This is a genomic window from Allofournierella sp., assembly GCF_048388525.1.
In the GTDB taxonomy this organism is placed as follows: Bacteria; Bacillota; Clostridia; order Oscillospirales; family Ruminococcaceae; genus BQOK01.
In genome coordinates, this window is sequence record NZ_DBGCTQ010000100.1 from 1 (window position 1) to 26,771 (window position 26,771).

A 26,771-nucleotide genomic window follows, 5' to 3' on the forward strand; every position below is an offset into this window, starting at 1 on the left:
AGAAGCCGGGCGGCGGTTTTTATCTCTTTTCACACAAGGTCCCGGCTGCGGAACGCGGCCCACCGCCGCGCCTGCACAAGGCAGCACGCCGCCCCCGCCAGTGCCAGAAGGCACCAGGCGGCGCGCAGCACCCCCCAGCCCGCCCGCTCCGACAGCAGCCCGAACAGATACCCGGACGCCGCGCCCCCCGCATGCACGCATGCGTTCAGCAGGCCGGTGGCGGCCGCCACGCGCCCGTACCGCCGGAAATGCAGGGGCATCAGCCCCACCAGCGCCGTGTTGGCCCCCATCATCAGGCTGGTGCTCAACGCAAACAGCGCCACCGCCGCCGGCGCTCCGCCCCCCACCGCCATGGCCAAAAGCGAGAGAAAGGTAAGGAAGAACAGCAGCGCGGAGGCCAGCGCCTCGTTTTGCAGCCACCGCCGGTTGATCTCCTTCACCAGATAGACCCCCGCCAGGTTCACCAGCGGCAGCACGGTGGTCAGCAGCGCCGACCGGTCGGCGGCAAGGCCGAAGTTTTCCATCAGATAGGTGGGCACCCAGGTGAACACGCCGTCCTTCAGCGCGCCGTTCGTCACCCCCGCCAGCCCCGCGCACAGCAGCCCGGCGCAGGCAGCCGTGTGCAAAAAGCCTTTCCTCTTTTCCCTTTGGCAGGCCGCGGCGCCGGCCGGGGGCGCCGGCGCCCTCACACAGACCGCCCGCGCCTCGATCCATCCCGCCGCCCCGCCCCACACCAGGGCCGCACCGGCCAGCGCCGCGGCGCTCAGCCAGAACAAAAGCCGCCAGGAAAAGCTGCGCAGGCTCCAGGCGCTCAGCAGGTATACCGCCACCATGCCCGCCGGCGAAGAGGACGCCAGGTCCACGCTCACCCGCACGCACTGGTTGCCCTCCAGCAGCGCCGCGCACAGCCGCATGAGCGGCGGCCAGATCATTCCCTGGGCCGCGCCGTTCACCGTCCAGACCAATGCCATGGCCGCCGGCCCGGGGCACAGCGGGAGCGCCAGGTTGCACACGGCGGATGCCGCCAGCCCCGCCAGCACCAAATGCCGGGCGTTCCACCGGTCGCCCAGCAAGCCGCACAGCACCTGAAAAACCGAATATGCCAGGTAAAAAAGCGAGGCGATCAGCCCGCCCTGCGCCTTGCTCAAAGCGCCTTCCTCCACCATGGCCCCCATCCCGGAGATGAAGCTGTAGCGCCCAAAATAAGCAAAAAAATAGGTGAGCCAGCACAGCGCCGAAAAAGCCCGCACATGGGCCGGCCGAATGCGCTTTACGGTCCCCATCCCGCCTTCCGCCGGCCGGAGGCGCCCCGCCTCAGTATCGAAACTCAAGGTCCGTCACCTCCGCGGTATAGGGCTCACGGCAGCCCAGCTGCGCCGGGGCGGGGGGCACAAAGGCCGATCTCCTGCCCCGGATGCGCACCCGCACCGGATCCATCTCCACAACGGCAAACAGGGGGTCCCGATAAGGCGCGGTGTACCGCAGGCTGGGGAATGCCTCCTCGATGGGGGGCGCAAAGCGCGGGCAGCAGAACTCCTCGCCCAGCCACTGGTTCGAGGCGCTGTTCAAATCGAAAAACCAGATGCCCTCCCGCTGCTCGGCGCCGTCCAGGTGGTTGTGCCCGTTCATGCTCAGCGCCACCCTGCCGCCCGCCGCCCGATACTCGCTCAAAAGCGTTCGCAATTCCTCATGGTTTTTGATCCCAAAGGGCCGCTCCGTCAGCCGCTGGTGGGAAAAAAGCACATAGGGCTCCCCCACATGGGCCCAGAGCTCCCGCCGCAGCCATTCCAGATTTTGCGGTGCGAGATAGGGCAGTTCGCCGCTGCCGAAATAGTTTCCCCTGCAAAAATTTCGGCAGCGGCCGTCCCGCATAAAAAAGTTGCAGTCCAGCACCGCAAACCGCACGCCGCCGTGGGAAAAGGCGTACTGGGGGGCGGGCATGCCCAGGTATCGCACCATCTGCCGTTTGGTGCAAAAATCCAGGTCGTGGTTGCCCAGCACATGGTAGCCGGGCCTTGGGAACGCCCGGTACAAAGCCAGCAGTCCCGCCCGGTCCACCGGGGCCGGGCGCTGGTCGGCAAGCCGGATGTTCACCGGGCGGTCCCTTTTTGCGCAGCTGCACCGGCTGCCCTCGGCCGGGTAAATAAAATCCCCCAGCTGGATCACAAAATCCACGTTCTCGGCCCGGCAAGCCGCCAGAAACGCTTCCAGGCGCCGGGGCGCGTCGTGGGCAATGTCGGCGTGCAGGTCCGCGATCACGCCGAATTTCACGCCTGTCATCCTTTCCTTCACCCCTTCACCCCGCCCACGTTCATGCCCGTGGTGAGTTTTTCGTGGGCCGCGATGTACACCAGCAGCGTGGGCACCAAAACGATCACCAGCCCGGCGAACAGCGCCCCCCAGTCGGTGGCGTAGCGCTGCACCTCAAACAGGTTCGCCAGCCCCACCGGCAGCGTGTATTTTTCGGGGCTTTGAAGCAGGGTCATGGCAATGGGGTACTCGTTCCAATACTCAATGACGGCCAGCAGCCCGCAGGTAAAAACGCCCGGCTTTGCCAGCGGGATCATCACCCTGGTCATGGTTTTCCAGGGGCTGCAGCCGTCGATCATGGCCGCTTCCTCGTAATCGCGGGGGATGTCCTGGAAAAAGCCGCACAGCAAAAAGATCGTAAACGGAAAGCGCACCACCGCGTACACCAGGCACAGGCCTCCCAGGCTGTCCAGAATATGCAGCTTCTGCATCTGCAAAAATAAGGGCACCAGGATATAGGGCGCCTGGATGAAGATACAGGCCATATACACCGCGTGGATAAACCGGCTCATGCCGCTTTTGTGCCGCGACAGCCCATAGGCCGCGGGCACGCTGAGGGCCAGCAGCAGCGCCACCGAGCCCACCACCACGACCACCGAGTTCAGCGCGTTCCGGCGCATGTCCGAGGTCTCGTAGGCATTCCTGTAGTTTTCCAGGTAGACCCTTCCGGGCAGCGCCCAGGGGTCGGCCATGATCTCGGCCGAGGTCTTGAACGAGGTCATCACGTTCCACAGCAGCGGAAACACCACAATGGCCGCGAGCAGCAGCATCACCGCCCGCAGCGCCCAGTTGGCCGCGCTGCGGGAGCTTCTGTTTTTCATGGGAACCACTCCTTTCCTAGGCCTCGCCGCCCGTAGCCGACAGCCTGCCTGAAAACAGCGACAGCACGAACGCAATCACCAGTGTAACCACCGCGATGGCCATCGCATACCCGAAATTCGAGTTGCGGAACGCGGTCTGGTACATGTAGAACAAGATCACCGACGAGGCGCCCGAGGGCTGGCCGTTGGTCATGATGGTCACCAGCGTAAAGCTGCTGGCCAGCAGGTTCGAAATGCAAAGCACCGTGGTAATGCCGATGAGCCCCCGCATGAGCGGCAGCGTGATGTAAATGAGCTGCTGGGGCTTGCTTGCCCCGTCAATGGTCGCCGCCTCGAACACCGAGGGCGAAATGCCGTTGATCCCCGCGATGTACATGACCATGTAATAGCCGGCGTTCAGCCAGATGAACACCGCCGCAATGGCGTACAGCACCGTTCCCGGCTCGCCCAGCCAGGTGTGCTTCAGCCCCGAAAGGCCCAAAAGATCCAGCAGGCCGTTCAAAATGCCAATGCGGGGGTGGTAGATAAAGCTCCACAAAATGCCCACCACCGTGACCGAGAGGATGCTGGGGGTGAACAGAATGATCTTGTAAATCTTCTTTTCCCGCAGGTCGGACTGGGCGCAGATGAACGCCATCAGCAGCGCAAGGCCCAGGCAGGCCACGGTGCCCACCGCCAGCAGCACCGCCGTGTTGCCCAGGGCCTGGTGCAGCGCATCGTCCTTCAAAAGGTACTTGTAATTTTCAAAGCCCACGAACCGCTCATTTTTCCCCAGCCCCGTGGAGCTGAAAAACGAGAGGTAAAACACCTTGGCGGTGGGCAGGATCATAAATACAATGGTGAGAAAAAACGCGGGCGCCGCGCAGACAAGCGAAAAGGCGCGGGCGCGCCGCTCTGCGGCGCCGACTTTTTTCTTTTTCAATCAAAACACCCCTTTAAAAGCGCAGGGCCCCGCGTTCTGCCGCGCGGTGCCCTGCGCGCTGCCGCTCAGCCCGCGGCAGCCTTTTCCTCATTGATCTGTGCGAACCCCTTCTCCACCGCCTCGGCGCACTGTGCCGCCGTCATTTCACCATAGACCAGCTGCGCGATGCCCTTGCCGTAGAACAGCTCATACACGTCGATCTTGGAGCCCACGGGCAGCGCCTCGTAGTCCGGCATGATGGCCGTGCCCTGGTTGAACAGGTCGAACATGTTGTATTGGGTCTCGGAGATATAGTCCTTCACGACCTCCTTGCCGTCCTTCAGGGGCATCACCGCGTTGCCGTATTTCGCCAGCGAGACGGCGCTCGCCTCTGTGTAGTAAAAGCGCAGGAACTCCTTGGCCGCCTCGGGGTTTTTGGCGTCCTTCGGGATAAACAGCTGGCCGTAATTGCTGTAGACGTACTTGTCGTCCCCGGCGCTCATCACCGGGCCGGTGCACATGCCGAACGCAAACCCCTCCCGCCGGGGCGCGCCCTCCATCTCCCCCTCCACCCACGAGCCTGTGGGCACGAACAGGGCGTTGCCCAGCATCATCTCGGTCTGGGACTGGGTGTGGTTCAAAGCCGCGCTGCCCTCCAAAAGGTAGCCGCCCTCGCCGATCCTCTGCAGCTGCTCCAGCACGGCCATCACCTCCGGCGTGCTGAACGAACCCTCCTTGAAGGCAAAGATGTCGTTCATCCCGTCCGTGCCCACACTGCTGGCCAGCGATGCCAGAATGAAGTGCTCCAGGTAATAGGGGTAGATCCCGGGGAAGGTGATCAGCGCCATCCCCTCGGCCTTGGCCTTGTCGCCCAGGGCAAAAAAGTCATCCCAGGTCACGGGGGGCTGCCAGCCCTTCTCCTCAAACAGGGCCGCGTCGTACACAAGGCCGATGGGCCCGCAGTATTTCGGGGCGATATAGGTCTTGCCGTCGCCGTAGGGCGCAAACTTGCGGCCGGTCAAAAACCCGTCCGCGATCAGGTCCTTCAGCGGCACATCCTGCCCATAGGCCGGCCCCTCAAACACCTCGGTCAGGTCGGTGAGCTGCCGGTCCTTGATCATGGCGGTCAGCACGCCCGACACATCCGTGTCCGACAGGTCAATAAAATCGGGCGGGTCGCCTGCCACGATGCGCGGGCGGATGATCTCCCCCACCTTGGGGTTGATCGTGGCCTCCACCCGGATGTCCGGGTGCTCCTTTTCAAATTCGGCAATGATTTCCCGCCAGAACTCCGCCCCCAGGCCCCCTTCAAACAGGGCCACCTCCAATACCTGCTGCTCGCCCTCCTGCGGGGCAGGGGCGGCGCTCTGGCCTGCGGCGCTGCCGCAGCCCGCAAGCAGCGAAAGGCTCATCGCCGCCGCCAAAACCAGTGCCGTGATCCGTTTTTTCATGCTGCTGTCCTCCATCTCACTTGGTTTGTGCCCGGCCCGCGGCCGGGGGCGTTCTCCGCACAGGCGCCTTGTGCTCTACTGCCTTTATTGTACGAAAGGCGGCCGGGCGGCACAATGGAGCGGTTTTCAAAAACATGGGCGTTCCTTTGCCGCCCCTGCAGGATTTTCGGGGCCGGATTTGTGCATTTCCCACAATCCCCCTGTAAAAAATTCCGAAAAACCGGTCTATCTTTTGAACTGGCTGGGGGCCACGCCGTATCTGCGCTTGAACACCTTGCTGAAATACAGCGGGTCCGGAATGCCCACCTTCTCCCCGATCTCCCAGATGCGCAGGCTCGTGGTGGTCAGCAGGCCTTCCGCCCGCCGCAGCCGCTGCTCCAGCATGTATTCGCCGATGCTCTGCCCAAGGCTCGCCTTGAACAGGGTGCACAGGTAGCTTTTTTTGAGCCCCGCCTCGGCGGCCAGTTCGTCCAGCGTGATCTTTTGCTCCAGGTGCTGCTGGATGTATTCGCACACCCGGCGCACCTCGGGGCGCAGCTCCGGTCTAAGGGTATACTCCCGGGCAAAGGCGGCGGTTTCCCGGTGCAGCGCCTCGTAGCTGCCCGCCTGTTCCAGCCTTTTCAGCCAGCCCGGAAGCGAGAGCCTTTCCCGGTCCGCCACCAGCCAGTAAGCGCGGGTGATCTGTTCCTGCAGATACGCTGCGGCCTCGCCCGGGCCGGCGAAGGCCAGCGGCAGCGCCTCAAACAGCCTGTCCACCGCCTCCAAAAGCTCCGCCTCGCTGTTCCGGTATCTGGCAAAGGCAAACTTCTGTACCAGCCGCTCCGCCCGCTCCCGCCTTTCCGGCGCCGGGGGGCGCTTTGTGCCAAGGCGGCCTCTCATCTCGGCTTCCAGCCGCTCCCTGGCCTCCGCCAGCGCCTGCTCCCCTCTCACTCCGGGTGCGCACAGCACGGCCGCCTCGTACCCCAGATACAGCCTGAGCTGCGTCTCGATCCGGCGCATGGTCTGCCCGGGCGCGGTGCCTCGCTCCGTGTCCGCCGCCAAAAACGCGTCCTCCCCCAAAGCCGCAAAGGGCGCCTGCCCCGCCCCGCTCAGCACGCCCGCGCACACCCGCCGGATCGCCGTCTGCTTGAGCGGCCGGGCCCCGCCGGGCAGAATTTGAATATAGTAAAGGTCCGCGGCTCCCTGCCAGGGCGGGGCCGCCTGCGGGCCGCCCGCCGTTCCCAACAGCTCTTCCAGCCGCAGGGGCGCGCCTTCCCCGGGGCGCCCCTCCGGCTCGTGTTCCCGCCGCCGGCGCAGCGTCCCGGCCGCTTTTTCCAGTGCTTTGAGCAGGGTGGTCTGGTCCAGCTCCACCTTCAGGATATAGTCCAGCGCCCCCTCCCGCAGGCCCTCCCGCACATACGAAAAGTCGTTGTAGTTGCTCAAAAGCAGTACCTCGCACCCCAGCCCGGCTGCGCGCAGCCGGCGGATCAGCTCCAGCCCGTTCATGCCCGGCATATCCACATCGGTGATCACCAGGTCCGGCCGCAGCTCCCGGGCCAGGCGCAGCGCCTGTTCGCCCCCCTCTGCCGCGCCGCACAGGCAAAAGCCGCAGCTCTCCCAGTCCAGCATGGTCTTCATGGCCAGGCGCGCCATGTTGTCGTCATCCGCCACCAGCACCTTATACATGTTCTTCCTCCTTCAAGGGCAGCTCCATGGTCACGGTGGTGCCCTTTCCCACCGCGCTCTCAAACCGGAACTTCGCGGCGCCGTGATAGGTCAGCTCCAGGCGCTGGCGCACGTTCTCCACCCCAATGTGGTTCATGCGGGCGCCGGCCTGCTTTTTTCGCGCCTCTCCCGCCGCACAGCCGGCGCCGTCGTCGCTCAGCACAATGCGGCAGGTCCCCTCGGCGCACGCCGCGCGCAGCCGGATGTGCAAAGGCGTGCCGTCCGCCCGCAGGCCGTGCAGGATGCTGTTCTCCAAAAGGGGCTGCAGGATCAGCTTGGGCACCGGCACTGAAAGCGCCGCCTCGCTTGCCTCTGTCTCAAAAAACACCTCGTCCGGGTGCATGAGCGACTGGATGCAGAAATAGTGCTCCAGGTTGCCCACCTCCCCCGCCAGGGGGATCATCTCGTCGGTGCTCATAATGGTGCTGCGCAGCAAAAGCGCCAGCGCCGATATCCCCTTCTCCAGCGCCGGCACCTCGTTCAGGGCGGCGATCCACTTGAAATTGTTCAGGATGTTGAATAAAAAGTGCGGGCTGATCTGCGCCTGCAGCAGCTCCAGCTCCTGCAAACGGCGCTCCTCGGCCTGGCGCAGCCGCTGGGCCTCCATCTGGCGCAGCTGGGCCACCATCCTTTCGGTGTGGCGCGCAAGGTAGCCGATCTCGTCCTGCACCGGGTCCTCCAGCACGGCGGCCTTGCCCTGCTCGCTCTTTTTTACAAAATTCACGATCCGCCCCAGCGGCCGGGTGATGGTGCGGCTCACGGCCACCACACACAGCGCCGAAAACGCCCCGCACAGCAGCGCCGCCCACAAAATGTTCCTTCTCACCTGCGCCTTCTCCGCGTCCACCGCCGCAAGGTCGGTCAGCAGCACCTCTGTCCAGCCCACCTGTGCATTGCGGCATATGCTTCCAATGTGGCTTCTGCCCCCCTCGGAAATCTGGAAATGTCCCTCTCCCGCCGCCTGCATCTCCCCGATCGCGCGGGCTACGCCGCCCGGCACGGGGGTTCCCACCACCAGTTCGGGCGCGTTGCTGGTCACGATCACTCCCTCGGGCGAATAGGCCAGCAGCACATCCCCCTCGCCGCTCTCCACGCCGTCGAACACCTTTTTGCTGAACACATCCTCGTTCAGCGCAATCATCAAATAGCCCAGGCGTTTGTTGTAGGTTTTGCTGGAGTTCACGGTCCTGCATACCAGGATGCACTCTCCCCCCTGGCTCAAGGCGCCGCTGGTGATGTATTCCAGCGGCGCACGCTGCTCGATCTTCTCCACATACGCGGCATACTCTCCGCTGGTAAAAAAGTGATATCCCGTGCTGAACAGCACCTCCCCCTCCAGCGACAGCACGCTGATGCTCTTCACCATGCTGCTGATGGCGTACATGCTGTTGATCACCCCGTTCAGCTGCAGCACCTCCTCCTGGCCAAAGGGCCGGGCGGGCTCCCCGGCCGCAAGGCTTTCCTGCAGCGCGCCGCTGGTGGCGATGGCGTCGCCCAGGTAGCGGATCTTGTCCATCTCCTCAATGGCCATGTTGTCCACCACATTCAGCAGCTTTTTGTTGTTTTCCACCGCCCGCGCCTCGGCCCCCCGGCTGTAATAATTCTCAAAATAGACCGTGATGACCGCCACCGGCACAATGCAGATCGCCACCATCACCACCATCAGCCGAAAGGTGATCTTTCCCCTGCGCAGCCACACCATACATATCCCTCCCGTTTGTCGAATCGCGTCGAACCAGCACTTTGTTTTCATTGTACCATATCTCTTCCCAAAGGCCAGCCGTCCCCGCGCGCCACAAACAAAACAAGCGGCAGCCCTGCCCGCCGGGTCTTTCCCGGGGCAGGGCTGCCGCTCTGGCAGGTCCTCGTTTCAGTCAAGGGGCCTTGGCAGGCCGGCGATCCGCTTTTCCACCTCGGCGGCGGCGGCCTCCCACAGCTCCAGCAGATAGTCCGGCCCGCTGGGGTACTGGTCAAACCGCAGCTCAAACCGCCCGCCGTCCTCCACCAGGTCCATCACAAATTCCCGGCTGGTCAGGCGTTCCAGCCACTCCAGCAGCCGCACGTCGTCCATCGCGTCGGCCAGCACCGGCAGCCGCATCGACTCCTCCGGCGCGCCGTCCCTGCCGGGGTATACCAAAAAGGGGTCTCCCGCGGGGAACGAGTCCTCCGCGTCGTTCACCCGGTAGGGGTCGATGGGGTGCAGCGAGTACTGGCAGTTCCAAAAGTTGTAGCCCCAGTGCAGAAAGCCTTCCATCCGGTACTTGTAAAGCTGTACTCCCAGCACCCGGTTGCGCCAGGCGGGCATCGCGATGTAGCGGTTGCTTACCTTGTACCCCTGCGCGCAGCAGTAATACACCCAGGCGTCGGTCAGCCCCGCGTCCAGAAATTCGTGGATCGAGTCGTTCGTGGGCACCGGCTTTTTCACGATCCCCTTCTCGTACAGCTCCAGGTGGCTCAGCGCGTCGATGATGGGCAGCCCCGCCAGGTGGGGCTGCACGATGTCCAGCGCCGCCTGGTAGGTGTCGGCGTTGTAGATGGTCGGCTCGTCCGACACATGAAAATAAGTGCGCTCCAAAATGCCCTCGGTCCGCAGCTCGGCCAGCAGGGTGGGCAAAAACGCGTCCAGGAACTGCTTGTAGCCGCCCTCGCTCACCGGCGTGTGCCAGCCGAAAATGGTCTCCTCGCGGCCGTCCACCTGGGCCACCACCTTGGGCGGGTATTTCGCCCCCCACTGGGCGAACAGGTGGGCCATCTCAAAATACGCAAAGCCCGCCGCCTTGCAAAGGCGTACCCAGCGCCGGAAGTTTGTGTAGTCAAACCGGTATTCTTCGCCCCGCTTTTCCACCCCCACCAATTGGGTGGTGGGCCGCTCGGCGCCGATCAGGGTGTCCAGCGCCGGGGTGAACAGCGGCGTCAGGATCATGTTCACCCCGCGCTTTGCCGCCAGCCGCAGAAAGCGCTCCATGATCTCCCAATGCCGCTCGCTGAATACCCCGCAGCCATACTGCTGGGCCAGGCAGTCGGGGTAGAACCACTCGGTGTGCAGCAGCCGCTGCGGCGGCAGCGCCGCGGGCACCACGTGCAGGGTAAGGCCCGCCCGCGCCAGCTCGGCGCCGTCGGTGCCGGTGAACACCAGCTCCACCTGCCGGTCGCCGCCGGGGGCATCGTCGGGGATCTCACAGTCCACCCACAAAGCCCTCCACTGCTCCAAAACCACCTGCACGCCCTCCTCCAGGGGGGTCAGCAGATCCGGGTAGAGCCCCGGCGCCTCGCCGATGTATTCCGAGTCGTGCTTTTTTTCGCAGGGGAAAAGCACAGGCACGCACTCCACCCGCCGCAGCCGCACCTCGCCCTCAAAATCCCCCTCCACCCGCACCCGGGCAAAGGGATTCCGGGTGGCTTGCTCGGTGGTCTGGTTTACGTAATACTCCCCATGGAAACAATACGCCGCCTGAAACGCCACCCGCTGCCCCCGAAATCCGGTCAGCCGGCGCAGCGGCCGCGCGTGTAGCATGCCGCCCCGGGGCATCACCTTTTCCAACGTGCTTATAATGCGCAGGTCGTGATCCATAAAAAATCTCCTTTCAGCCTTTGATACCGCTCAGCGCGATACCCTCCACAAATTCCCTCTGTAAAAAGCAGTACAGCACAAAGGGGAACAAAAACGCCATGGTCGCGCCCGCCATCACCAGGCCGTAGTTGGTGCCATAGTTGCTCTGCAGCATCGAGAGCGCCAGCGTCAATGTCTTCATCTTGTCCTGGGTCACCAGGATCAGCGGCCAGATAAAGTCGTTCCAGGAGGTGATAAAGGTAAACACCACCAGCGACACGATCACCGGCCGCGAAAGGGGCAGCACCACCCGGCCAAAGATGCCCAGTTCGCCGCAGCCGTCGATCCGCGCGGCCTCCAGCAGCTCGTCCGGGATCCCCTCCATGAACTGGCGCATCAAGAACACCCCGAACGCGTCCAGGATCACCAAAAAGAGCGCCGGGTAGCTGTTCAGCAGCCCCAGCTCCTTCATAATGGTGAACACCGGGATCAAAATGACCTGCCCCGGCATCATCAGGGTGGCCAGGTACAGCCAAAAGATGGTCTCCTTCAGGGGGAACTGCTTTTTCGCAAAGGCGTACCCCGCCAGCGAGGCGATCACCACATTGAAAAAGCAGGCGCAGCTCACCACGATCAGGCTGTTCTTCACATAGGTCAGCAGCGCGAAGTTCGAGAACAGGTTCTGGTAGTTGCGCAGGTCCATGGCGGAAAAATCAAACGAGGCCGACATGATGCGCTTTTGGGTAAACGAGGTCAGGATCATGAACACAAAGGGGTACAGGCTCACGATCACCAGCCCCAGCAGGATCAGGTTGATGACCCATTTGCTCAGCTCCAGCCGTTTTTTTGTAAGCTGCATATTCTTCGTCAGCCTCCTTTCGTTCCGTCTTTTTGCCTAAACGCCAGCTTTTGCACCATCGAGACCGCCAAAACGATCACCAGCAGCAGCACCGAGACCATGCTGGCGTAGCCCATCTTGTAATCCTTGAAGGCGGAGTTGTAAATGGTCAGCACCAGGGTCATGGTCGAGCGTCCCGGCCCGCCGCTGGTAAGGGTGTACACCAGATCGAACACCTGGAACGACCAGATGGTCCCCAGCGTCACCACCAGATATGTAATGGGCTTCAGCATGGGCAGCGTGATCGAAAAGAACTGCCGCGCCGCGCCGGCGCCGTCCACGGTGGCCGCCTCATACAGCGAGGCGGGGATATCCATCATGCCCGCGTAAAAGATCACCATGAAGTACCCCACGTTTTTCCATATGCCGATCAGGCATACCGAGAACAGGGCGGGCCAACGGCTCCCCAGCCAGTTCACCGGCCCCAGGCCCACCAGCCCGATCAGCGAGTTCACCACCCCTTCCGGGTCGCTCGAAAGCAGCAGCCGCCACACCGCCGAAGTCAGGATCATCGAGGTGATCACCGGGATAAACAGCACGCTGCGCACAAAATTGCCCCAGCGGTTCGCGCATTTGCGGGCCAGCACATAGGCGATCAGCATGGAAATAAGGGTCTGCAGCGGCACCACCACCAGGGTGTACACACCGGTGTTGAACAGCGACGATGAAATATAAGGGTCGCTCAGCAGCGCCCGGTAGTTCAAAAGGCCCACAAATTCCGGCGGCTGCAGCACGTTGTAGGAACAAAAGCTGTACCCCACCGTCATAAAAATGGGAATGATGTGAAACGCGATCAGCAGCACAAGGCTCGGCAGGATAAACAGGTATCCGCTCATCCCGCCGTTGCTCCTCCTCGCGCGGTTCAGTCGGCTCATAAGGATCCCCCTTCTTTGCCCCGGTCCAAAAAGCGCAGGCCGCCCCGGGCAGGCCTGCGCTTTCCAGCCGGTTTTTTACTCGTTCAGAATGGTGCCCGCGTAGGCCACCGTCTCGCTGATCACGTCGTCGGGCTGCATCTCGCCCATCATCATCAGCTGCAAATTTTTATACAGGGTATCGTAGATCTTGGAGCTGCCCTTCACCGCGGGCAGGCTGTGCAGGGCCGCGCCGTCCTCCGAGTACACGCTTTCAAACGCGGGGTTGTCGTGGTACTCCTCGTCCTTTCCGATGGGCGCAAATTTTGCCGAGGCGTGATACTGGGTCATGGAGGGCCCACTGAGCATGTGCTGGATCAGCTTGTAGGCCAGCGCCTTGTCCTCTGCGCCGGACATCAGCACCAGCGAGTCCGAGGCCACGAAGGTGCCCTTGGTCTCCTTGGTCAGGCTGGTAATGAAGCCCCAGTTCACGCCCGCCGTGTCAAAGTTCGCGGTGTTGGTGGTCTCCATCTCCACAAAGGCGGCCTTTCCCTCGCTGAAATAGCTCATGCAGTCGTCCTCGGTCAGGCTGGTCACCATATCCGGCAGGATGCCGTGGGTAAAGCGCAGGTCATACAAAAACTGCACCGCGTCGCGTCCTGCCTCGCTGTCAATGGTCATGGCGGTGCCCTCCTCATTGAACAGCTGCCCGCCGCCCTGCCACACATAGGGGTAGAACGAGGTGTTCAGGGTGCTGATGGAGGGGTTGCCCCACCGCTGGATAAAGGGGTACACATCCGTGCCTCCGTTCGCGTCCACCTTGATCTTTTTGCAGGTCTCGATGAACTCGTCCCAGGTGGAAGGGATCTCGGTGATTCCGTTGGCCGCCAGGATGTCCTTGTTGTAGCACATCACGCAGGCGTTGCCCACCACGATGGGCAGGCAGTACTGCTTGCCCCGAATGATCCCGTTCTCCAGGTAAAGCAGGTTGTCCTTGTCGGCGTCGGTCAGGTATTCGTCCATCGGCTCCAACGCGCCCATGTCGATAAAATCGGTGATCATCTCCATATACATGTAACCCACGTCGGGCCCCTGGCCGGAGGTGATGCCGGTCAGATATTTCTCCTCGTAGTTGCCCCAGGGCACGATCTCCACGTTCACCGTGACCCCGTTCTCCTCTTCAAAGGGGTCCATGATCTTGTCCCACACTTCCTTGTCGTCCTGGTTGGCGCTCAGGGGCGGCAGCCACACGTTCAGGGTCTTGCCCGCAGCCGGTCCGGGCTCCTGCGCCCCCGACGCCGCAGAGGTGCTGCCGCCGTTCTGCCCGCAGCCGGCAAAAAGCGCCAGGGCCAGCGCCGCGCTCAGGATCATCGCCAATGCCTTTTTCATAAAGTGTTCTCCTTCCTTTTTCGCAGCCATGCGATCTGGATCTTCAGCATGTTTGTCGCCGGGCTCCGCGGCGCCCGGTCTTCCTGCTTTTATTGTACCTGCCGCCGCCGCAATTTAAAATCAACAAAAATTGAACAGGGGGGCCCTGCCAGGCCCCCCTGTGGAAAGATTACATAATCTTCGCCGCGCTCCATTGGGCATCATGCACAAAATAATTCTCCCATTTGGCGCAAAAACAAACATTTCTTGCACACAAACATTTCTTGCAGTGCCCCGGCGCATTAACATTTCCTGTCATCGCCCCTGCTTTTGGTATACCCCCGGCGTGGTATTTTCGTATTTTTTAAAGATGCGGATGAAGTGGATGTCGCTGGTGAACCCCACCTTTTCCGCGATCTCCTTGATGGTCAGGTCCTGGGTCTCCAGCAGCTTTTTCGCCCCGTCGATGCGCAGCCGGTTCATGTACTCCACCACGCCGATGCCGTACTCCTCCTTGAACACCTTCGACACATAGGTGGTGCTCACCTTTACCTGGTCGGAAATATAGTAAAGCCCCAGGTAGGGCTGGCTGTAGTTGGCCTCGATGATCTTCTTGATCTTCTGGGCCAGCTTGTCCTTCTGGCGGGTGGCATACTGGCTGCCCAGCTGCTCCAGCTGGGCCAGGACCTTTTGCAGGCACGCGGCCAGTCTCTCGGGTGTGGTGCACTCCTTCACGGCCTCCAGCTGCGCCGCCGCAAGTCCGGTGCGGCGGCGGCCGTCCTCCGCCTCCGCGCACTGCAGCACGCTGTTCACCACCGTGTAGCGCCGGCTCATCCGCAGGTAAGGGTCGGCGGCGGCCTCCACATATTTTTGGAACAGCTCCGGCAGTACCTCCGCCGCCGCCGCGTACTCCTGCAGGCGCAGGGCCTTTTGCCAGCGCTCCAGCACGATCACGCCCTCCCGGCCCTGGGCGGCCGCCCGCTCTCTGGGCGAATCCTCCGCGCCGGCCTCTCCCCGCAGCCGCCCCGCCGTCTGCTCGTAGATCGGCACAAGCTGCGCGTCGGTCAAAAACTCCTCGCTCTGCCGGCGGGCGGGCTCGGTCCCGCACTCGGCCTCAAAGATCTCCCCCAGCCGCTTTGCCTGGCTGGCGCCTGCGGTCTCGTAATTCAGCAAAAACACCGCGTTGTTTCCCAACAACGTGGGGATCACCTCCACCGTGCTGCATTCCCGCTCCAGCACCTGCCCGGCCCGGAACAGCCAGTGCAGAACGCGGCCCTCCTCCTTTTCAAACCCCACGTCCGCCACTAAAAGGGTAAAATACACATAATCCAGCGTAATGCCGCTGGCCTGGAGCAGGGTCTCAATGATGGCCGGGTCGGTGAGCCTGCGGCCCAGGATATCGGCCAGCACGCTCTTTTTCAGCGACCAGAGCATCTTCTCATTCAGCTGCGCTGCGCTTTCGTTCTCCCGGATCAGCTCGTTCACCCGCTGCTCAAACTCGTAGTAGTCCATCTGCGCGCCGCCGGGGCCCCGCCCCAGCTGGCGCACCGCCTTTTCAATGGGCGCGTGGTGCTTCCAGCTCAAAAAGATCGAGAAGGCCGCCCCCACCGCCGTGCACAGCACCACCCCGGCCAGCAGCAGGCGCTGCACCTGGGTGATGGGGGCCAAAAGGGCGGTCAGGTCGCTGGCCACCACATAATACAGCGAGCCGTAGCCCGAGGGCGCGCGCCACCCGATGCAGCTCCCGCTCTGCAGCTGCTGGGCGCTGCCGCCCGCCGTCTCCAGCAGCGGCAGCAGCTCTTTTGGGAACTGCCTCCCCTCTTCCTGGCCCATCTGGTATAATTCGTTCTTCCCGCTGAAGGCCGCCACCGTGGTCCCCCTGTCCCGGGGGCGGGCCATCTCCAAAAGCCGCGCGAACTCCTGGCCGTCCACGCAGATCAGCAGCACCGAGGTATGCCCTGTGTCGGCCCCCAGGGGCATCTGCTGGCGCAGATACAGCTTCGGCGCGCCCAGGCCCTCCTCGTAAAAAAAGAACCCGGTCTGCGGTGCCTCCAGCACCTGGGCACGCCAGGCCTCATACCCCGCGCCGGAAAGCTCGTTGCTCAAAAGGTAATACCCCTTGGAATAGTAGCTGCCCTTGGTACCCACCACGTAGTCCTGCCCCGGGTAATACAGGTACACGTCCTCCACAAAGGCGTTCGCCATCTTGATGTTGTACAAAAGCTCCGCAAACCCATAGGTGGCGGGGCTCACAAAGTCGGCTCTGCTCCCGGCGGTCTGCAGGGCCATGTTCTGGTTGTTGAGCATCAGCTCCACCGCCGTCTGCTCCAGGGTCAGCAGGTAGCGGTCCAGGCTGCGCTGCACCGAGGCGATGGTCTCGCCGTACTCCTCGATCTTGTTCTGCTTCATCATGTCCACGGCCTTCAGGCTCACCACGAACAACAACACAAAAAGCACAAAAAAGCCCGCCGTCAGCGAGAGCACCCAGTGTTTCCCCAGTTTCGACAGATGAAACGCGCGCATTCCGGGCCTCCTTTTCCCCGCGGCGGCCCCGCCGCCGGGGCGGGGTGCGGGCTTTCGCATTTTCTCCATTATATAATCCCGCCGGCCATTTGAAAACAGCAAATTTCCACAGCTGGCATAGCTTCCAAAAAATGGGCAAAAAGGCAAACAAGCAGCCGCCCGTCCCCTGAGTAGCGGCCGGGCGGCTGCTTGTTATCTTTTTCTGTGTGCTCTTCACTGTTCGCGGCTGTCGATCTCCCGCCGGATGCTCTCCAAAAACGCGTCCGCCGTCATCACGCCGCCCTTTTCCTCCTTGCGGGCCCGCACCGACACCGTGCCCTCTTCCACTTCCTTGTCGCCCACCACCAGCATGTAGGGGATCTTTTTCATCTGGGCCTCCCGGATCTTGTAGCCCATCTTCTCGCTGCGCAGATCGCTCTCCACCCGCACGCCGGCCTCGTCCAGCCGCTGCTGCAGCGCCTTGGCATAATCGTGGGCCCGCTCGGTGATGGGGATCACCATCACCTGCACCGGGGCCAGCCAGGTGGGGAACGCCCCCGCAAAATGCTCGATCAAAATGCCGATGAAGCGCTCGATGCTGCCGAACACCACCCGGTGGATCATCACCGGCCGGTGCTTCTGGCCGTCCTCGCCGGTGTATTCCAGCTCAAAGCGCTCGGGCATCTGCATGTCCAGCTGAATGGTGCCGCACTGCCAGGTCCGCCCAATGGCGTCCACCAGGTGGAAATCCAGCTTCGGCCCGTAAAAGGCGCCGTCGCCCTCGTTCACCGTGTACTCCCGGCCCAGCTCCTCAATGGCGGCGCGCAGCGCGTCGGTTGCCCGCTCCCAGTCGGCCAGCTCGCCGATGTGATCCTCCGGCATGGTCGAAAGCTCAATGTGGTACTCAAACCCAAACAGGCTGTACACCTGGTCGATCAGCTGCACCACGCCCTTGATCTCGTCCTTGATCTGCTCCTGGGTCATAAAGATGTGCGCGTCGTCCTGTGTAAAGCAGCGCACCCGCATCAGCCCGTGCAGCGCGCCCGAAAGCTCGTGCCGGTGCACCAGGCCCAGTTCGCCCATGCGCAAAGGCAGGTCCCGGTAGGAATGGGGCTGGGTCTTGTACACCAGCATGCCGCCGGGGCAGTTCATGGGCTTCACCGCAAAGTTGGTCTCGTCAATCACGGTGGTGTACATGTTGTTTTTGTAGTGCTCCCAGTGACCGCTGCGCAGCCACAGGTCTTGGTTCAGCATCACGGGCGTGCTGATCTCCTGGTAGCCCGCCCTGTGGTGGATCTCGCGCCAGTAGTCGATCAGCGTGTTCTTCAGGATCATGCCCTTGGGCAGAAAGAACGGGAAGCCCGGCCCCTCGTCCAGCATGGCAAACAGCTCCAGCTCTTTGCCCAGCCGCCGGTGATCCCGCTTTTGGGCCTCCTCCAGCAGCGCCAGGTACTCGTCCAGCAGGCTCGCCTTGGGGAAGGCGATGCCGTACAGCCGGTCCAGGCTGTCCCGCGTCGCGTCCGCCCGCCAGTAGGCCGCGGCCACCTTCAGCAGCTTCACCGCCTTCAGCGCGCCGGTGCTCATCAGGTGGGGTCCGGCGCACAGGTCGGTAAAATCGCCCTGCCGGTACACGCTCAGGCTCCAGCCCTTCTCGGCATACTCCTCCAGCAACTCCAGCTTGTAATCCTGCCCGGCGAACAGCTCCCGCCCCTCTTCCAGCGTAATGGTGCGCTTTTCCACCGGCAGGTCGGCCTTCACGATCTTTTTCATCTCGGCCTCGATCGCCTCAAAATCGGCGGTGGAAAGCGGCCGCTCCGCCTTGATGTCGTAGTACCAGCCGTTTTCCAGCGCGGGCCCAATGCCGAACCTCGCCCCGGGGAACAGGCGCTGCACCGCCTGGGCCATCACGTGGGCGGCGGTGTGCCAGAAGGCATGCTTTCCGTCCGGGTCCTCAAAGGTCAAAATCTCCAGCGCGCAGTCCTCAGTCAAAGGCGTGCGCAGGTCGCAGGCCTCGCCGTCGATCCGCGCCGCGCAGGCGCTCTTGTACAGCCCCATGCCGATGCTCTTCGCCACCTCGGCGGCGGTAATGCCCGCCTCGAACTCCTTGCTGTTTCCCTTCAGATCCACCTTGATCATTTTTCCAACCTCCAAAAAACAAAATGCCCCACCCCGTAACACATTCACGGGGTGAAGCATCCATTCGCTCCACGGTTCCACCCGAATTGCGCGCCTTCAAAAGCGCGCCGCTTCGCTTGGGCTGTAACGGGCCCGGCCCGGCGGGGGTTCGCCCCCGCGCTCCGCGGTGGTAGGCATTGGGCGGCATGGCGCCGGGCCGCTCTCAGCGCGCTTTCAAAGCGGCGGCCCTCTCTTTTGCGTTCTGCCCACCCGCCCGTGTCCGCATCGGCACTTTGCGGGATGAGTTTGGAATCATCATATACCCCTTTCCGCGTTCTGTCAATATTTCTTGACAATTTGTAAACTCTTTATTAAAATATAAGTCAAGTATATTAGATGATTTGCCCCCGGGCAGGTCCCGCTTTTGTGGAATGTGCGCCCAGCGCACAATTTATATAGAGTTTCGCACCAAACCCCTAACATTTTATATAAATATAGCCTTGCCCTTTTTTAGGCACAGGCGGCCCGAACGGCAGTCATCTCAGATACCATTTTATTTGAGGAGTTGAAACAATTGCTACCCATCTCAGTAACTGTGGTGGTGGCGGTCGTTGCAGCTGTCGTGTGCGGGGCCGCCTGTTTTTTTATGGGCGTGGCCTACCGCCGCAAAACGGCTGAAGCGAAGCTTGGCAGTGCCGAGGAAGAAGCCAAGCGCATCGTGAACGACGCCATCAAGACCGCCGAACAAAAGCGCAAGGAATCCATCATCGAGGCCAAGGACGAAGCCCTCCGCATGAAGACCGAGGCCGACAAGGAGATCAAAGAGCGCCGCGGCGAATTGAGCCGCCAGGAGCGCCGTCTCGACCAAAAAGAGGAGGCGCTGGACAAAAAGGTCTCCGCCATGGAGCAAAAGGAAGAGGAGCAGCGCCAGCGCGCCGAATTGGTCGAAGCCAGGCTCGACGAGCTGGAACAGCTCAAGCTGCGCCAGATCGAAAAGCTCGAGACCATCGCCGCCCTCACCCAGGACGACGCAAAGCAGCTGCTTTTGAACCGGCTGGACCAGGAACTCACCCACGAAAAGGCCATGCGCATCTCAGCCTACGAGGCCAACCTCAAGGACCAGTGCGACACCATGGCCAAAGAGCTCATCGGCCAGGCCATCGCCCGCTGCGCGGCCGATCATTCCAGCGAGGCCACCGTCAGCGTGGTTCCCCTCCCCAGCGACGAGATGAAGGGCCGCATCATCGGCCGCGAGGGCCGCAACATCCGCGCCCTCGAGACCGCCACCGGCGTGGACCTCATCATCGACGACACCCCCGAGGCCATCACCCTCTCCAGCTTCGACCAGGCCCGCCGCGAGGTGGCCCGCATGACCCTGGAGCGCCTCATTGCCGACGGCCGCATCCACCCCGCCCGCATTGAGGAAACGGTGGAAAAGTGCCGCCGTGAGCTGGAAGTCAGCATGAAGCGCGAGGGTGAGCGCGCGGTCATGGAGGTGGGCGTGCACGGTATCCACCCGGACATCGTCAAGCTGCTGGGCCGTCTCAAATTCCGTACCAGCTTCGGTCAGAACGTGCTGAACCACTCGCTGGAGGTAGCCTATATTTCCGGCCTGCTTGCCAGCGAGATGGGCGTAAATGTCACCCAGGCCAAGCGCGCGGGCCTTCTGCACGACATCGGCAAGGCCCTCGACCACGAGATTGAGGGCAGCCATATCCAGATCGGCGTCGAGATCGCCCGCAAGTATAAAGAAAATCCCGCCGTCATCCACGCCATCGAGGCCCATCACGGCGATGTGGAGCCCAAGACCCCGCTGGCCTTCATCGTCATGGCGGCCGACGCCATCAGCGCCGCCCGCCCGGGTGCCCGCCGTGAAAACGTCGAAAACTACATCAAGCGGCTGGAAAATCTCGAGGAGATCAGCGCCGGCTTCGAGGGCGTCGAGAACGCCTTCGCCGTGCAGGCGGGCCGCGAGGTGCGCATCATGGTCAAGCCCGAGGCCATCGGCGACGACCAGCTGGTGCTGCTGGCCCGGTCCATCACCAAAAAGATCGAGGAAGAGCTGGATTACCCCGGCCAGATCAAGGTGAACGTGATCCGCGAAAGCCGCGCGGTGGAATACGCAAAATAAACTGCAAAAACAAAAGAGGGGGCGCAGCCGCACGCTGCACCCCCTCTTTTGTTTTTTGACGCGGATCAGGCGGCCGCGCCAAAAAGCTGATGTTTTTTTCACATCCATCTTGTAATCTCTTCCAAAATATAGTATTCTAAAAAAAAGGCGTTTTGCGGCGGTGCCGCAAGGCGCCTTTGGGCTTGGAGGCCACCAACATGGAAAAACGCATGCTGAAGCTCTATTCCAAAAGCGGCACAGTCCCCCTGAAAGTGGTAAAAGGGCACTTTGCCACCAACCACAGCCACATCAACTATTACATCGACATCACCACCCTCAAGACCCGCTTCAGCGAGGCCGAGAGCGTCGCCAAGGAGCTGGTGCACCATTATCTCTCCAGCGCGGTGGTCGACACGATCGTCTGTCTCGACGGTACCGAGGTCATCGGCACCTGCCTGGCCAGCGAGCTGACCCACAGCGGCTTCATGTCGCTCAACAGCCACCGCACCATCTATGTGGTCACGCCGGAATACAACTCCAACAGCCAGCTGCTCTTCCGCGATAACATCCAGCCAATGATCGAGGGCAAGCACGTGCTCATCCTCATGGCCTCGGTCACAACCGGCAAGACCATCAACAAGAGCATCGAGTGCGTGCAGTATTACGGCGGCACCGTCGAGGGCCTGGCGGCCGTGTACAGCAACATCCAAACGGCCGGCGGCCTGCCAGTGCATTCGGTCTTCACACCGGCCGACCTGCCGGACTATGCCAGCTACGACGTGCACGAATGCCCCTACTGCAAGGCGGGGCAGCGCATCGAGGCGCTGGTCAACAGCTTCGGCTATTCCAAGCTGTAACGAGTCCTGACCCGGTTTCTGCGCGGCGGCGCATCTCTTCAGGGTGCGCCGCCCATTTTATATCGTTCTTCTTTTTCCTTTTCCGTCAAAAAGAAACCCCGCGTAAGGTCTGTTTTTCTCTTGACACACCGCGCAGGATATGATAATATTATTAACGCACTCTGGCACCGCGGGGCGGAGCGCCCACCGTGGAGAGGTGTCCGAGTGGTTTAAGGAGCCGGTCTTGAAAACCGGTGACCCGCAAGGGCCGTGGGTTCGAATCCCACCCTCTCCGCCATTTTACAACCGAATATTTACACACACTTTGCTCTGGAGAAGTACTCAAGAGGTCGAAGAGGCGCCCCTGCTAAGGGCGTAGGTCGGGAAACCGGCGCGAGGGTTCAAATCCCTCCTTCTCCGCCAGAGAAAGCCCTGAAAACGATTCGTTTTCAGGGCTTTTTTCTGCCCTCTCCAGCGTTTGCCGCCCTCTTCCCTGCGCGTTTTTTTCAAAAGCAAAAAGCGCCCCGGGCGGCTGGTTTTTCCAGCCATTCCCGGGGCGCACCCCGTTATTTATGCCACTGCTTTGCGATCTGGTCGGCGCCGGTGGCGGCAAGGCCGCTCACAATGCCCACCGCCAGCGCGGTGATGATGTCCCCCGCCGGGAACTCCGGCATGGTGTACATGCCCGCCACCCCCAGCGCGCCGCCCATCAGCCCGCACAGGGTCGGCAGCCACTTGGTTGCCAGCGGCGTCTGCTTCACCGCCAGCGCCAGTAAGTAACAGATCACCGTGATCCCGGCCACGCCGGTGATGCCCATGATATTGATGTCCATCGTGCTAATCCTCCTATTTTACATTGAAATGTGGTTTATTCGGTCACAGTCACGCCCCACAGCGCAGCCAGGCCCTCGATGATTTGCGCCTGCGGGGCGGTCATGCCGGCCAGAGTGATCACCTTTCCGCTGGGCCCCTCTACCGGGGACTGTTCCGGCGCGGGCGCAGGCTTGTCCTCCACGATACAGCGGTCGGGCAGCGCCAGGCAATACACCTCGGCGCCGTCCCGCGCGATCTGGTACCAGATGCTGGTCATCCCAGCCAGGGCCACGGCGGCGCCCTGCGCCAATACCTCGCACGCCTCGTCCAGCTCCAGCCGGCCCAGCACCTTTGCGTCTACGGCGGGGGCCTCAAACACCTCGCAGGTCGGCCTTTCCGCGCTCGTGCAGCGCAGCTGCTTGCCTTCGATTGTTTTCCATTCCATCGGTTTTTCCTCACTTTCTCCGGGCTGGAAATAGATCCAGTCCCGGTCCACGTTTGCGTTGCCCACGCCGTATTTGCCGCCGTGTCCAATGCGCCCAAACTGCCAGCCGCACAGCTTGTCCCCCAGGCTGGCCATGTACCGGCCCCATTTGGTCTGCACATCTTCAATGCTCGCGCAGCCGTCGAAATCCGGATCGTGCGGGTCCTTGTAATAGTAGGCCAGCCATACCGGCATACCCAGCTTGTCCACCTGCACCCGCCCCTGCAGCCAAGAAGCCGAGCAGTACAGGCAGGGGGTGTAGCCCGCCGCCCGCAGCATGTCGGCGGCCTCGTTGAGTAACTCGGTATTGTCGGCAGCATTCAGGCCCATCTGGCAGCCGCCCTCCAGCTCCTGATCCAGCGCCACCCAGCTGGTCACGCCCTGCTCCTGCAGGATGTCAAGCAGCGTGGCCATATGGCTGCGCAGGATCTCCCGGGCCTGCGCCGGGTCGCCGTTGTTTTTGCCCTGGTAGTGGTGGGTCAAAAATATGTAGGCCCCCATGCGCAGGCCCCGCGCCCGGCAGTCTGCCGCGAAGCGGGCAAAGCGCACGTCCATAAAGTTGCCGTAGGCCGCTCGCAGGATCACCGTTTGTACCCCCGCAGCCTGCGCCACAGCCGGGCTAAAGGTGCCCTGGTGCTTGGATATATCCAGTGCTTTCTGTTCCATTTTAGTCCTTCTATCTTTTGGTAGCTACACCAGCCGCTCAATGGTAAAACAGCCGCTGGATACGGCACTGCCAACAATCCCTGACCCTTGTATCCCGGTAAACGACACTGTTTGTCCTTTGCTCATGGTCTGTACTCCGCTTCTCGTGGGGCTAAACCGGTATCCTTTGATCCGGTATGTGCCCTCAGCCACACAGGTCCAGGACATGGACGCATTGTTATATCCGCCAATGCCGCCTTCCGTTACCATGCTTCCATAGGTGGTATCCACCCAGCCATACCATTGCCCGCTCTGCACGTCGTTGCCCGAGCTGTCCGTCCGCCGACATACGCCGTAATAGCCCACCGCCACCACCTCGTACCCGCGCTGTTGGGCCCCCGTCACTCCGAAGATGCTCACCCCGGCCATAATATTCTCTGCCACCAGGTTTGCATCCCCTTGTATGGTCTGCTCGTCCTCCAAATACTGCCCCGCCGCCAGCACCTGATCGCTGGTTCCGGGTGTATAGGTGGCCGCCGCCTTTCGGGGGATGCCACCGGTCACATGGACCCCTCCGCTGTTGATCGAAACTCCGCTCAGCAGATTGCCGGGCACAAGCTGGGCCTTATCCGCCGCATTCAGGCCACCGGCTGCCCCACTATAGCATTTCGCCATATCAGCCCACCTCCGTCAAATGAATTGTCAGATCCACCTCCGGCCGGTCCTCCCAGCAGGTAACGGCGATCTGTCCGTCCAGCGTTTCCACCACCGAAATAAAGCCCAGCGCTTCCCGGGCGGCAATGTCCGTCTCCCGGTCGCCGGTGGGGATCAAATACGGCGGCAGCGTCACCACTTGGGCAGTCATCCCGGCACAGGCTGCCGTTTGGGTATAACTTCCGTCCGCCTGCTGCGCCCAGTCCGCCGCCGGCAAGGTTGCGTTATAGCAATGGGCCATCGCGTCCGCTTCCACCCCCTGCGGGTCATACACGCTCTTCAGCATCACTTCGCTCCCGCTTTCCACGCCCCGGATCACCCGCTCCAGCTCCGCGATCTGCGCCTGCGCCGCAGTATCGTGTGCGGCAATTGCCGCTTCCAGCTGTGCAAAATACGGCTCCAGATCCGCCGGCGCCGCCGGGGCGATCACCTGCCCGCAGCGGGCAGTATCCAGCCGCGTGTCGGTGATGCGCTGCTGGGGGATACCGGCGGTGTTTTTGGCGATGAACAGATCCGCCAGCCCCAGCTCCCAAACCGTGTTGTTCCGGGTCAGGGCCGGGGCGGCCGGGGTCTCGCCAGGCGTGCCCTTCAGCACATACAGCTCGATGCTGCGCACCGCCAGCGAAAGATCCAGCCGCGCCACCACCGTGTCGATCCGGTCCAGCTCCCCGCTGGCCTGCACCGCCAGCACTCGCGCGCTGTCCTCAATGGCGATCGCTCCCTGGATGTGGCACGCGCCCGGCGCCACCTGCACATTCATTCCCGCGTCCGCCGTCACCTGCAGTGCGTCGGCAGGGTTGTAAAACACACCGTCCGAAAAATATTGCTTGAATACCGCGCGCAGAAACTCCGAGTCCACTGCCCGGTCATACCGCGGCAATCCCTGGCCGTCGTAGCTCACTTGGCTCGTAAAAGGATACGATTTCAAAAGATCATCCTCGCTTTCTGTAATGTAGTAAGTTTTTTCTCCCCCAGGGTCAGGGTGACCTGGTGCCCGTTCGATTTAAACACCTCTCGCACCGAAACGATCCGAGCCTCCATGGCAAGGCCCAGCTCCCCCACCGCCACATCCACCTTGTCGCCCAGGTCGAAGTCCCGCAGGTACTGGAAGGTGCCGGCGGTCACATCCACTTCCACGTTCTGGATCGGCTGGTGCTCCAGCAGCTTCTCAGCCCCCCGTTGGCGCAGGCTTGCCTGGTATTCCTCCAGGGTCTGTTTCTTCTCGTTGAACCGCAGGTCTTTCGCCTCAACCCACAGCTGCCGGCTGTAGCCTCCGGCGCTCTGGTCCACGATCTGTACCTCCCGCTCGCTCTCTTCCCCCGCTCCGGCCACGATGGCATAATTTTTTGCACCGCTCCAATCAGCCGAAGCGGTCACCTTTTCAAGGTTTTTGAAGCCGTCGCTGAATACCACCCAGTTGTTTTCCCTCTGGTTCTGTGTGCGGTCCACGCCTTTCCAGGCACTGCAAAATATCTTGTCCTGCTCGTAATCATACCGGCATCGAAGGGCCATCTGCACCGTTTTCAGCTTAGTACAGGCCGCAGTGCAAAGCGCCTCCCCCGTCACCTGCCAGCTCGCCTGCTCTGCCAGCGGGGCGGCTGCGCTCTCCACCTCCAGCTTCGGGGTATCCCCCTTGTATGTGCTGATCATGCGCAGCACCGCAGTATCCATTGCACCGGTGGCATACCAGGTCGGGTACACCACCTTGTCGTTCAGCAGGTGCTCCAAAAAAAAACCGGTCAGCTGCACGAACCGCCCCTGGGCGGTATCGGTCAGTTCTGGTTTGTGGATGATGCCCATCTCGGGCCGGTCCGGTGTGTAAAGATACGCCATGCGCGGGTCATAGTCCTCCGCCGCAAGCTGCGCCGAAAACTTCCCCGGGCTGTAATACTCCCGCTGCCACTGCAAATTCAGGTAAGGCAGATACGCCACCGGTTGGAACTCTGCGTCCAAAGCCAAAAGCTGCATGCGTCACACCCCCAGATATTGTTTGTTGTAATACAGCACTACGTGCATGCCGTTCTCCCCCACATCCGCTGAAAAGCTGACCCGGTTTTCTCCCAGCCCCATTTTCATGGCTGAAAAACTGCTGGCGCGATCCACCTTTGCCAAAATATTCTCGCCGTTCATCTGCACCCGTGCCGCCTCAAAGTCGATCGTGAGCACGTCTCCCGGCTGCATTCCGGTGAGGATCCGCACGTACCCGTCGCCGCCCGTAAGGCGCGGGTTCGTCACCGGCCCGTCGCAGGTAATGGTCGCCTTAAAATAGCTCGGCACATCGCCGTCGTAGTCAAACACCACCTCCCGGGCAAAGTTTGCCACCGCCGCGCGCACCCCAAAAATCGGGTGGTCCATGTAGGGCCAGCCCCAGCAGGGCGTGATGGCCGCGATATCCTGGCCAAAATCGTCTACCGATTGCCAAAAAGGCTTTGTGCACAAAAAATAGGCCGAAAAGGTCTGCGCCTCCCCCACCGGGCCGCTGGGCGCCTTAAAAGCGGTCAGTTCGCCTGTGATCCAGCGGGTCGTCCCCAAATAGGTCAAATAGACCCTGTACTCCACCCCGGGCCGAAAAAAGCTCAACGCCGCTTTGCGCAGCACCGCATTGCTGCCCGCGTCCATCACCGCAGCGGAAAACTCAAGATCCCGGGCCGCCACTCTCCGTCCGGTCACAAAGCTTCCATCCCCTCTCGCCTGGTTG

The 26,771-nt window shown here is 62.1% G+C and carries 21 protein-coding genes and 2 tRNA genes; 4 read left to right on the forward strand and 19 right to left on the reverse strand.

What is annotated here, in order from left to right:
• Window positions 1–29: 29 nt before the first annotated feature.
• The 13 genes from ACMLHZ_RS11965 to thrS form a co-directional block, all read right to left on the reverse strand.
• Window positions 30–1,283, reverse strand: a complete 1,254-nt coding sequence (locus tag ACMLHZ_RS11965) for an MFS transporter (protein WP_418667924.1) — start codon at window positions 1,281–1,283, stop codon at window positions 30–32.
• A gap of 31 nt (window positions 1,284–1,314) precedes the next feature.
• Window positions 1,315–2,280 carry a metallophosphoesterase family protein gene (locus tag ACMLHZ_RS11970; RefSeq protein ID WP_418667925.1) on the reverse strand — a complete coding sequence of 322 codons (966 nt, stop codon included), beginning with the start codon at window positions 2,278–2,280 and terminating at the stop codon, window positions 1,315–1,317.
• A gap of 8 nt (window positions 2,281–2,288) precedes the next feature.
• Window positions 2,289–3,131 carry a carbohydrate ABC transporter permease gene (locus tag ACMLHZ_RS11975; RefSeq protein ID WP_418667926.1) on the reverse strand — a complete coding sequence of 281 codons (843 nt, stop codon included), beginning with the start codon at window positions 3,129–3,131 and terminating at the stop codon, window positions 2,289–2,291.
• A 16-nt stretch (window positions 3,132–3,147) separates the two neighbouring features.
• Window positions 3,148–4,053, reverse strand: a complete 906-nt coding sequence (locus tag ACMLHZ_RS11980) for a carbohydrate ABC transporter permease (protein ID WP_418667927.1) — start codon at window positions 4,051–4,053, stop codon at window positions 3,148–3,150.
• A 65-nt stretch (window positions 4,054–4,118) separates the two neighbouring features.
• Window positions 4,119–5,483 carry a carbohydrate ABC transporter substrate-binding protein gene (locus ACMLHZ_RS11985; RefSeq protein ID WP_418667928.1) on the reverse strand — a complete coding sequence of 455 codons (1,365 nt, stop codon included), beginning with the start codon at window positions 5,481–5,483 and terminating at the stop codon, window positions 4,119–4,121.
• 225 nt (window positions 5,484–5,708) lie between these two features.
• On the reverse strand, window positions 5,709–7,148 hold the full coding sequence (locus ACMLHZ_RS11990; protein ID WP_418667929.1) for a response regulator: 1,440 nt from the start codon (window positions 7,146–7,148) through the stop codon (window positions 5,709–5,711).
• The gene (locus tag ACMLHZ_RS11995) at window positions 7,141–8,940 is read right to left on the reverse strand and encodes a cache domain-containing sensor histidine kinase (RefSeq protein WP_418667930.1); all 1,800 of its coding nucleotides are present in this window, start codon (window positions 8,938–8,940) and stop codon (window positions 7,141–7,143) included. The genes ACMLHZ_RS11990 and ACMLHZ_RS11995 overlap by 8 nt, the downstream gene beginning before the upstream one ends.
• Window positions 8,941–9,057: 117 nt before the next feature.
• On the reverse strand, window positions 9,058–10,758 hold the full coding sequence (locus tag ACMLHZ_RS12000) for a DUF4091 domain-containing protein (protein WP_418667931.1): 1,701 nt from the start codon (window positions 10,756–10,758) through the stop codon (window positions 9,058–9,060).
• 13 nt (window positions 10,759–10,771) lie between these two features.
• Window positions 10,772–11,596: a carbohydrate ABC transporter permease gene (locus ACMLHZ_RS12005; RefSeq protein ID WP_418667932.1), complete on the reverse strand. Its 825-nt coding sequence runs from the start codon at window positions 11,594–11,596 to the stop codon at window positions 10,772–10,774.
• Window positions 11,597–11,604: 8 nt separating this feature from the next.
• Entirely contained in the window at window positions 11,605–12,510 is a 906-nt protein-coding gene (locus ACMLHZ_RS12010) for a carbohydrate ABC transporter permease (protein WP_418667933.1), read from the reverse strand.
• A gap of 75 nt (window positions 12,511–12,585) precedes the next feature.
• Window positions 12,586–13,875, reverse strand: coding sequence for an ABC transporter substrate-binding protein (locus ACMLHZ_RS12015; protein WP_418667934.1), 1,290 nt, complete (start codon window positions 13,873–13,875; stop codon window positions 12,586–12,588).
• A gap of 294 nt (window positions 13,876–14,169) precedes the next feature.
• Window positions 14,170–16,377: a helix-turn-helix transcriptional regulator gene (locus ACMLHZ_RS12020; RefSeq protein ID WP_418667935.1), complete on the reverse strand. Its 2,208-nt coding sequence runs from the start codon at window positions 16,375–16,377 to the stop codon at window positions 14,170–14,172.
• Window positions 16,378–16,590: 213 nt separating this feature from the next.
• Window positions 16,591–18,492: a threonine--tRNA ligase gene (thrS, locus tag ACMLHZ_RS12025; protein WP_418667936.1), complete on the reverse strand. Its 1,902-nt coding sequence runs from the start codon at window positions 18,490–18,492 to the stop codon at window positions 16,591–16,593.
• Window positions 18,493–19,117: 625 nt separating this feature from the next.
• Here thrS and rny point away from each other — a divergent pair.
• The 4 genes from rny to ACMLHZ_RS12045 all read left to right on the forward strand — a co-directional run bounded on the left by rny (window position 19,118) and on the right by ACMLHZ_RS12045 (window position 21,840).
• Window positions 19,118–20,602: a ribonuclease Y gene (gene rny / locus ACMLHZ_RS12030; protein ID WP_418667944.1), complete on the forward strand. Its 1,485-nt coding sequence runs from the start codon at window positions 19,118–19,120 to the stop codon at window positions 20,600–20,602.
• A 197-nt stretch (window positions 20,603–20,799) separates the two neighbouring features.
• Entirely contained in the window at window positions 20,800–21,438 is a 639-nt protein-coding gene (locus ACMLHZ_RS12035) for a phosphoribosyltransferase (protein WP_418667937.1), read from the forward strand.
• Window positions 21,439–21,628: 190 nt separating this feature from the next.
• Window positions 21,629–21,715: transfer RNA gene (locus ACMLHZ_RS12040), tRNA-Ser, on the forward strand.
• A gap of 34 nt (window positions 21,716–21,749) precedes the next feature.
• Window positions 21,750–21,840 (forward strand) — tRNA-Ser (locus ACMLHZ_RS12045).
• A gap of 143 nt (window positions 21,841–21,983) precedes the next feature.
• On the opposite strand, the gene ACMLHZ_RS12050 is transcribed toward ACMLHZ_RS12045, so the two are convergent.
• The 6 genes from ACMLHZ_RS12050 to ACMLHZ_RS12075 form a co-directional block, all read right to left on the reverse strand.
• Window positions 21,984–22,250 carry a phage holin family protein gene (locus ACMLHZ_RS12050; RefSeq protein WP_418667938.1) on the reverse strand — a complete coding sequence of 89 codons (267 nt, stop codon included), beginning with the start codon at window positions 22,248–22,250 and terminating at the stop codon, window positions 21,984–21,986.
• Window positions 22,251–22,285: 35 nt separating this feature from the next.
• Entirely contained in the window at window positions 22,286–23,380 is a 1,095-nt protein-coding gene (locus tag ACMLHZ_RS12055; protein ID WP_418667939.1) for a GH25 family lysozyme, read from the reverse strand.
• Window positions 23,381–23,404: 24 nt separating this feature from the next.
• The gene (locus ACMLHZ_RS12060; RefSeq protein WP_418667940.1) at window positions 23,405–24,034 is read right to left on the reverse strand and encodes a hypothetical protein; all 630 of its coding nucleotides are present in this window, start codon (window positions 24,032–24,034) and stop codon (window positions 23,405–23,407) included.
• Between the two features lies 1 nt (window position 24,035).
• Window positions 24,036–25,001: a hypothetical protein gene (locus ACMLHZ_RS12065; protein ID WP_418667941.1), complete on the reverse strand. Its 966-nt coding sequence runs from the start codon at window positions 24,999–25,001 to the stop codon at window positions 24,036–24,038.
• Entirely contained in the window at window positions 24,998–26,041 is a 1,044-nt protein-coding gene (locus tag ACMLHZ_RS12070) for a siphovirus ReqiPepy6 Gp37-like family protein (protein WP_418667942.1), read from the reverse strand. Before ACMLHZ_RS12070 ends, ACMLHZ_RS12065 begins: the two co-directional genes overlap by 4 nt.
• Before the next feature lie 3 nt (window positions 26,042–26,044).
• Window positions 26,045–26,771, reverse strand: a 727-nt coding sequence (locus ACMLHZ_RS12075) for a phage distal tail protein (RefSeq protein WP_418667943.1), incomplete at its 5' end; no start/stop codon positions are given.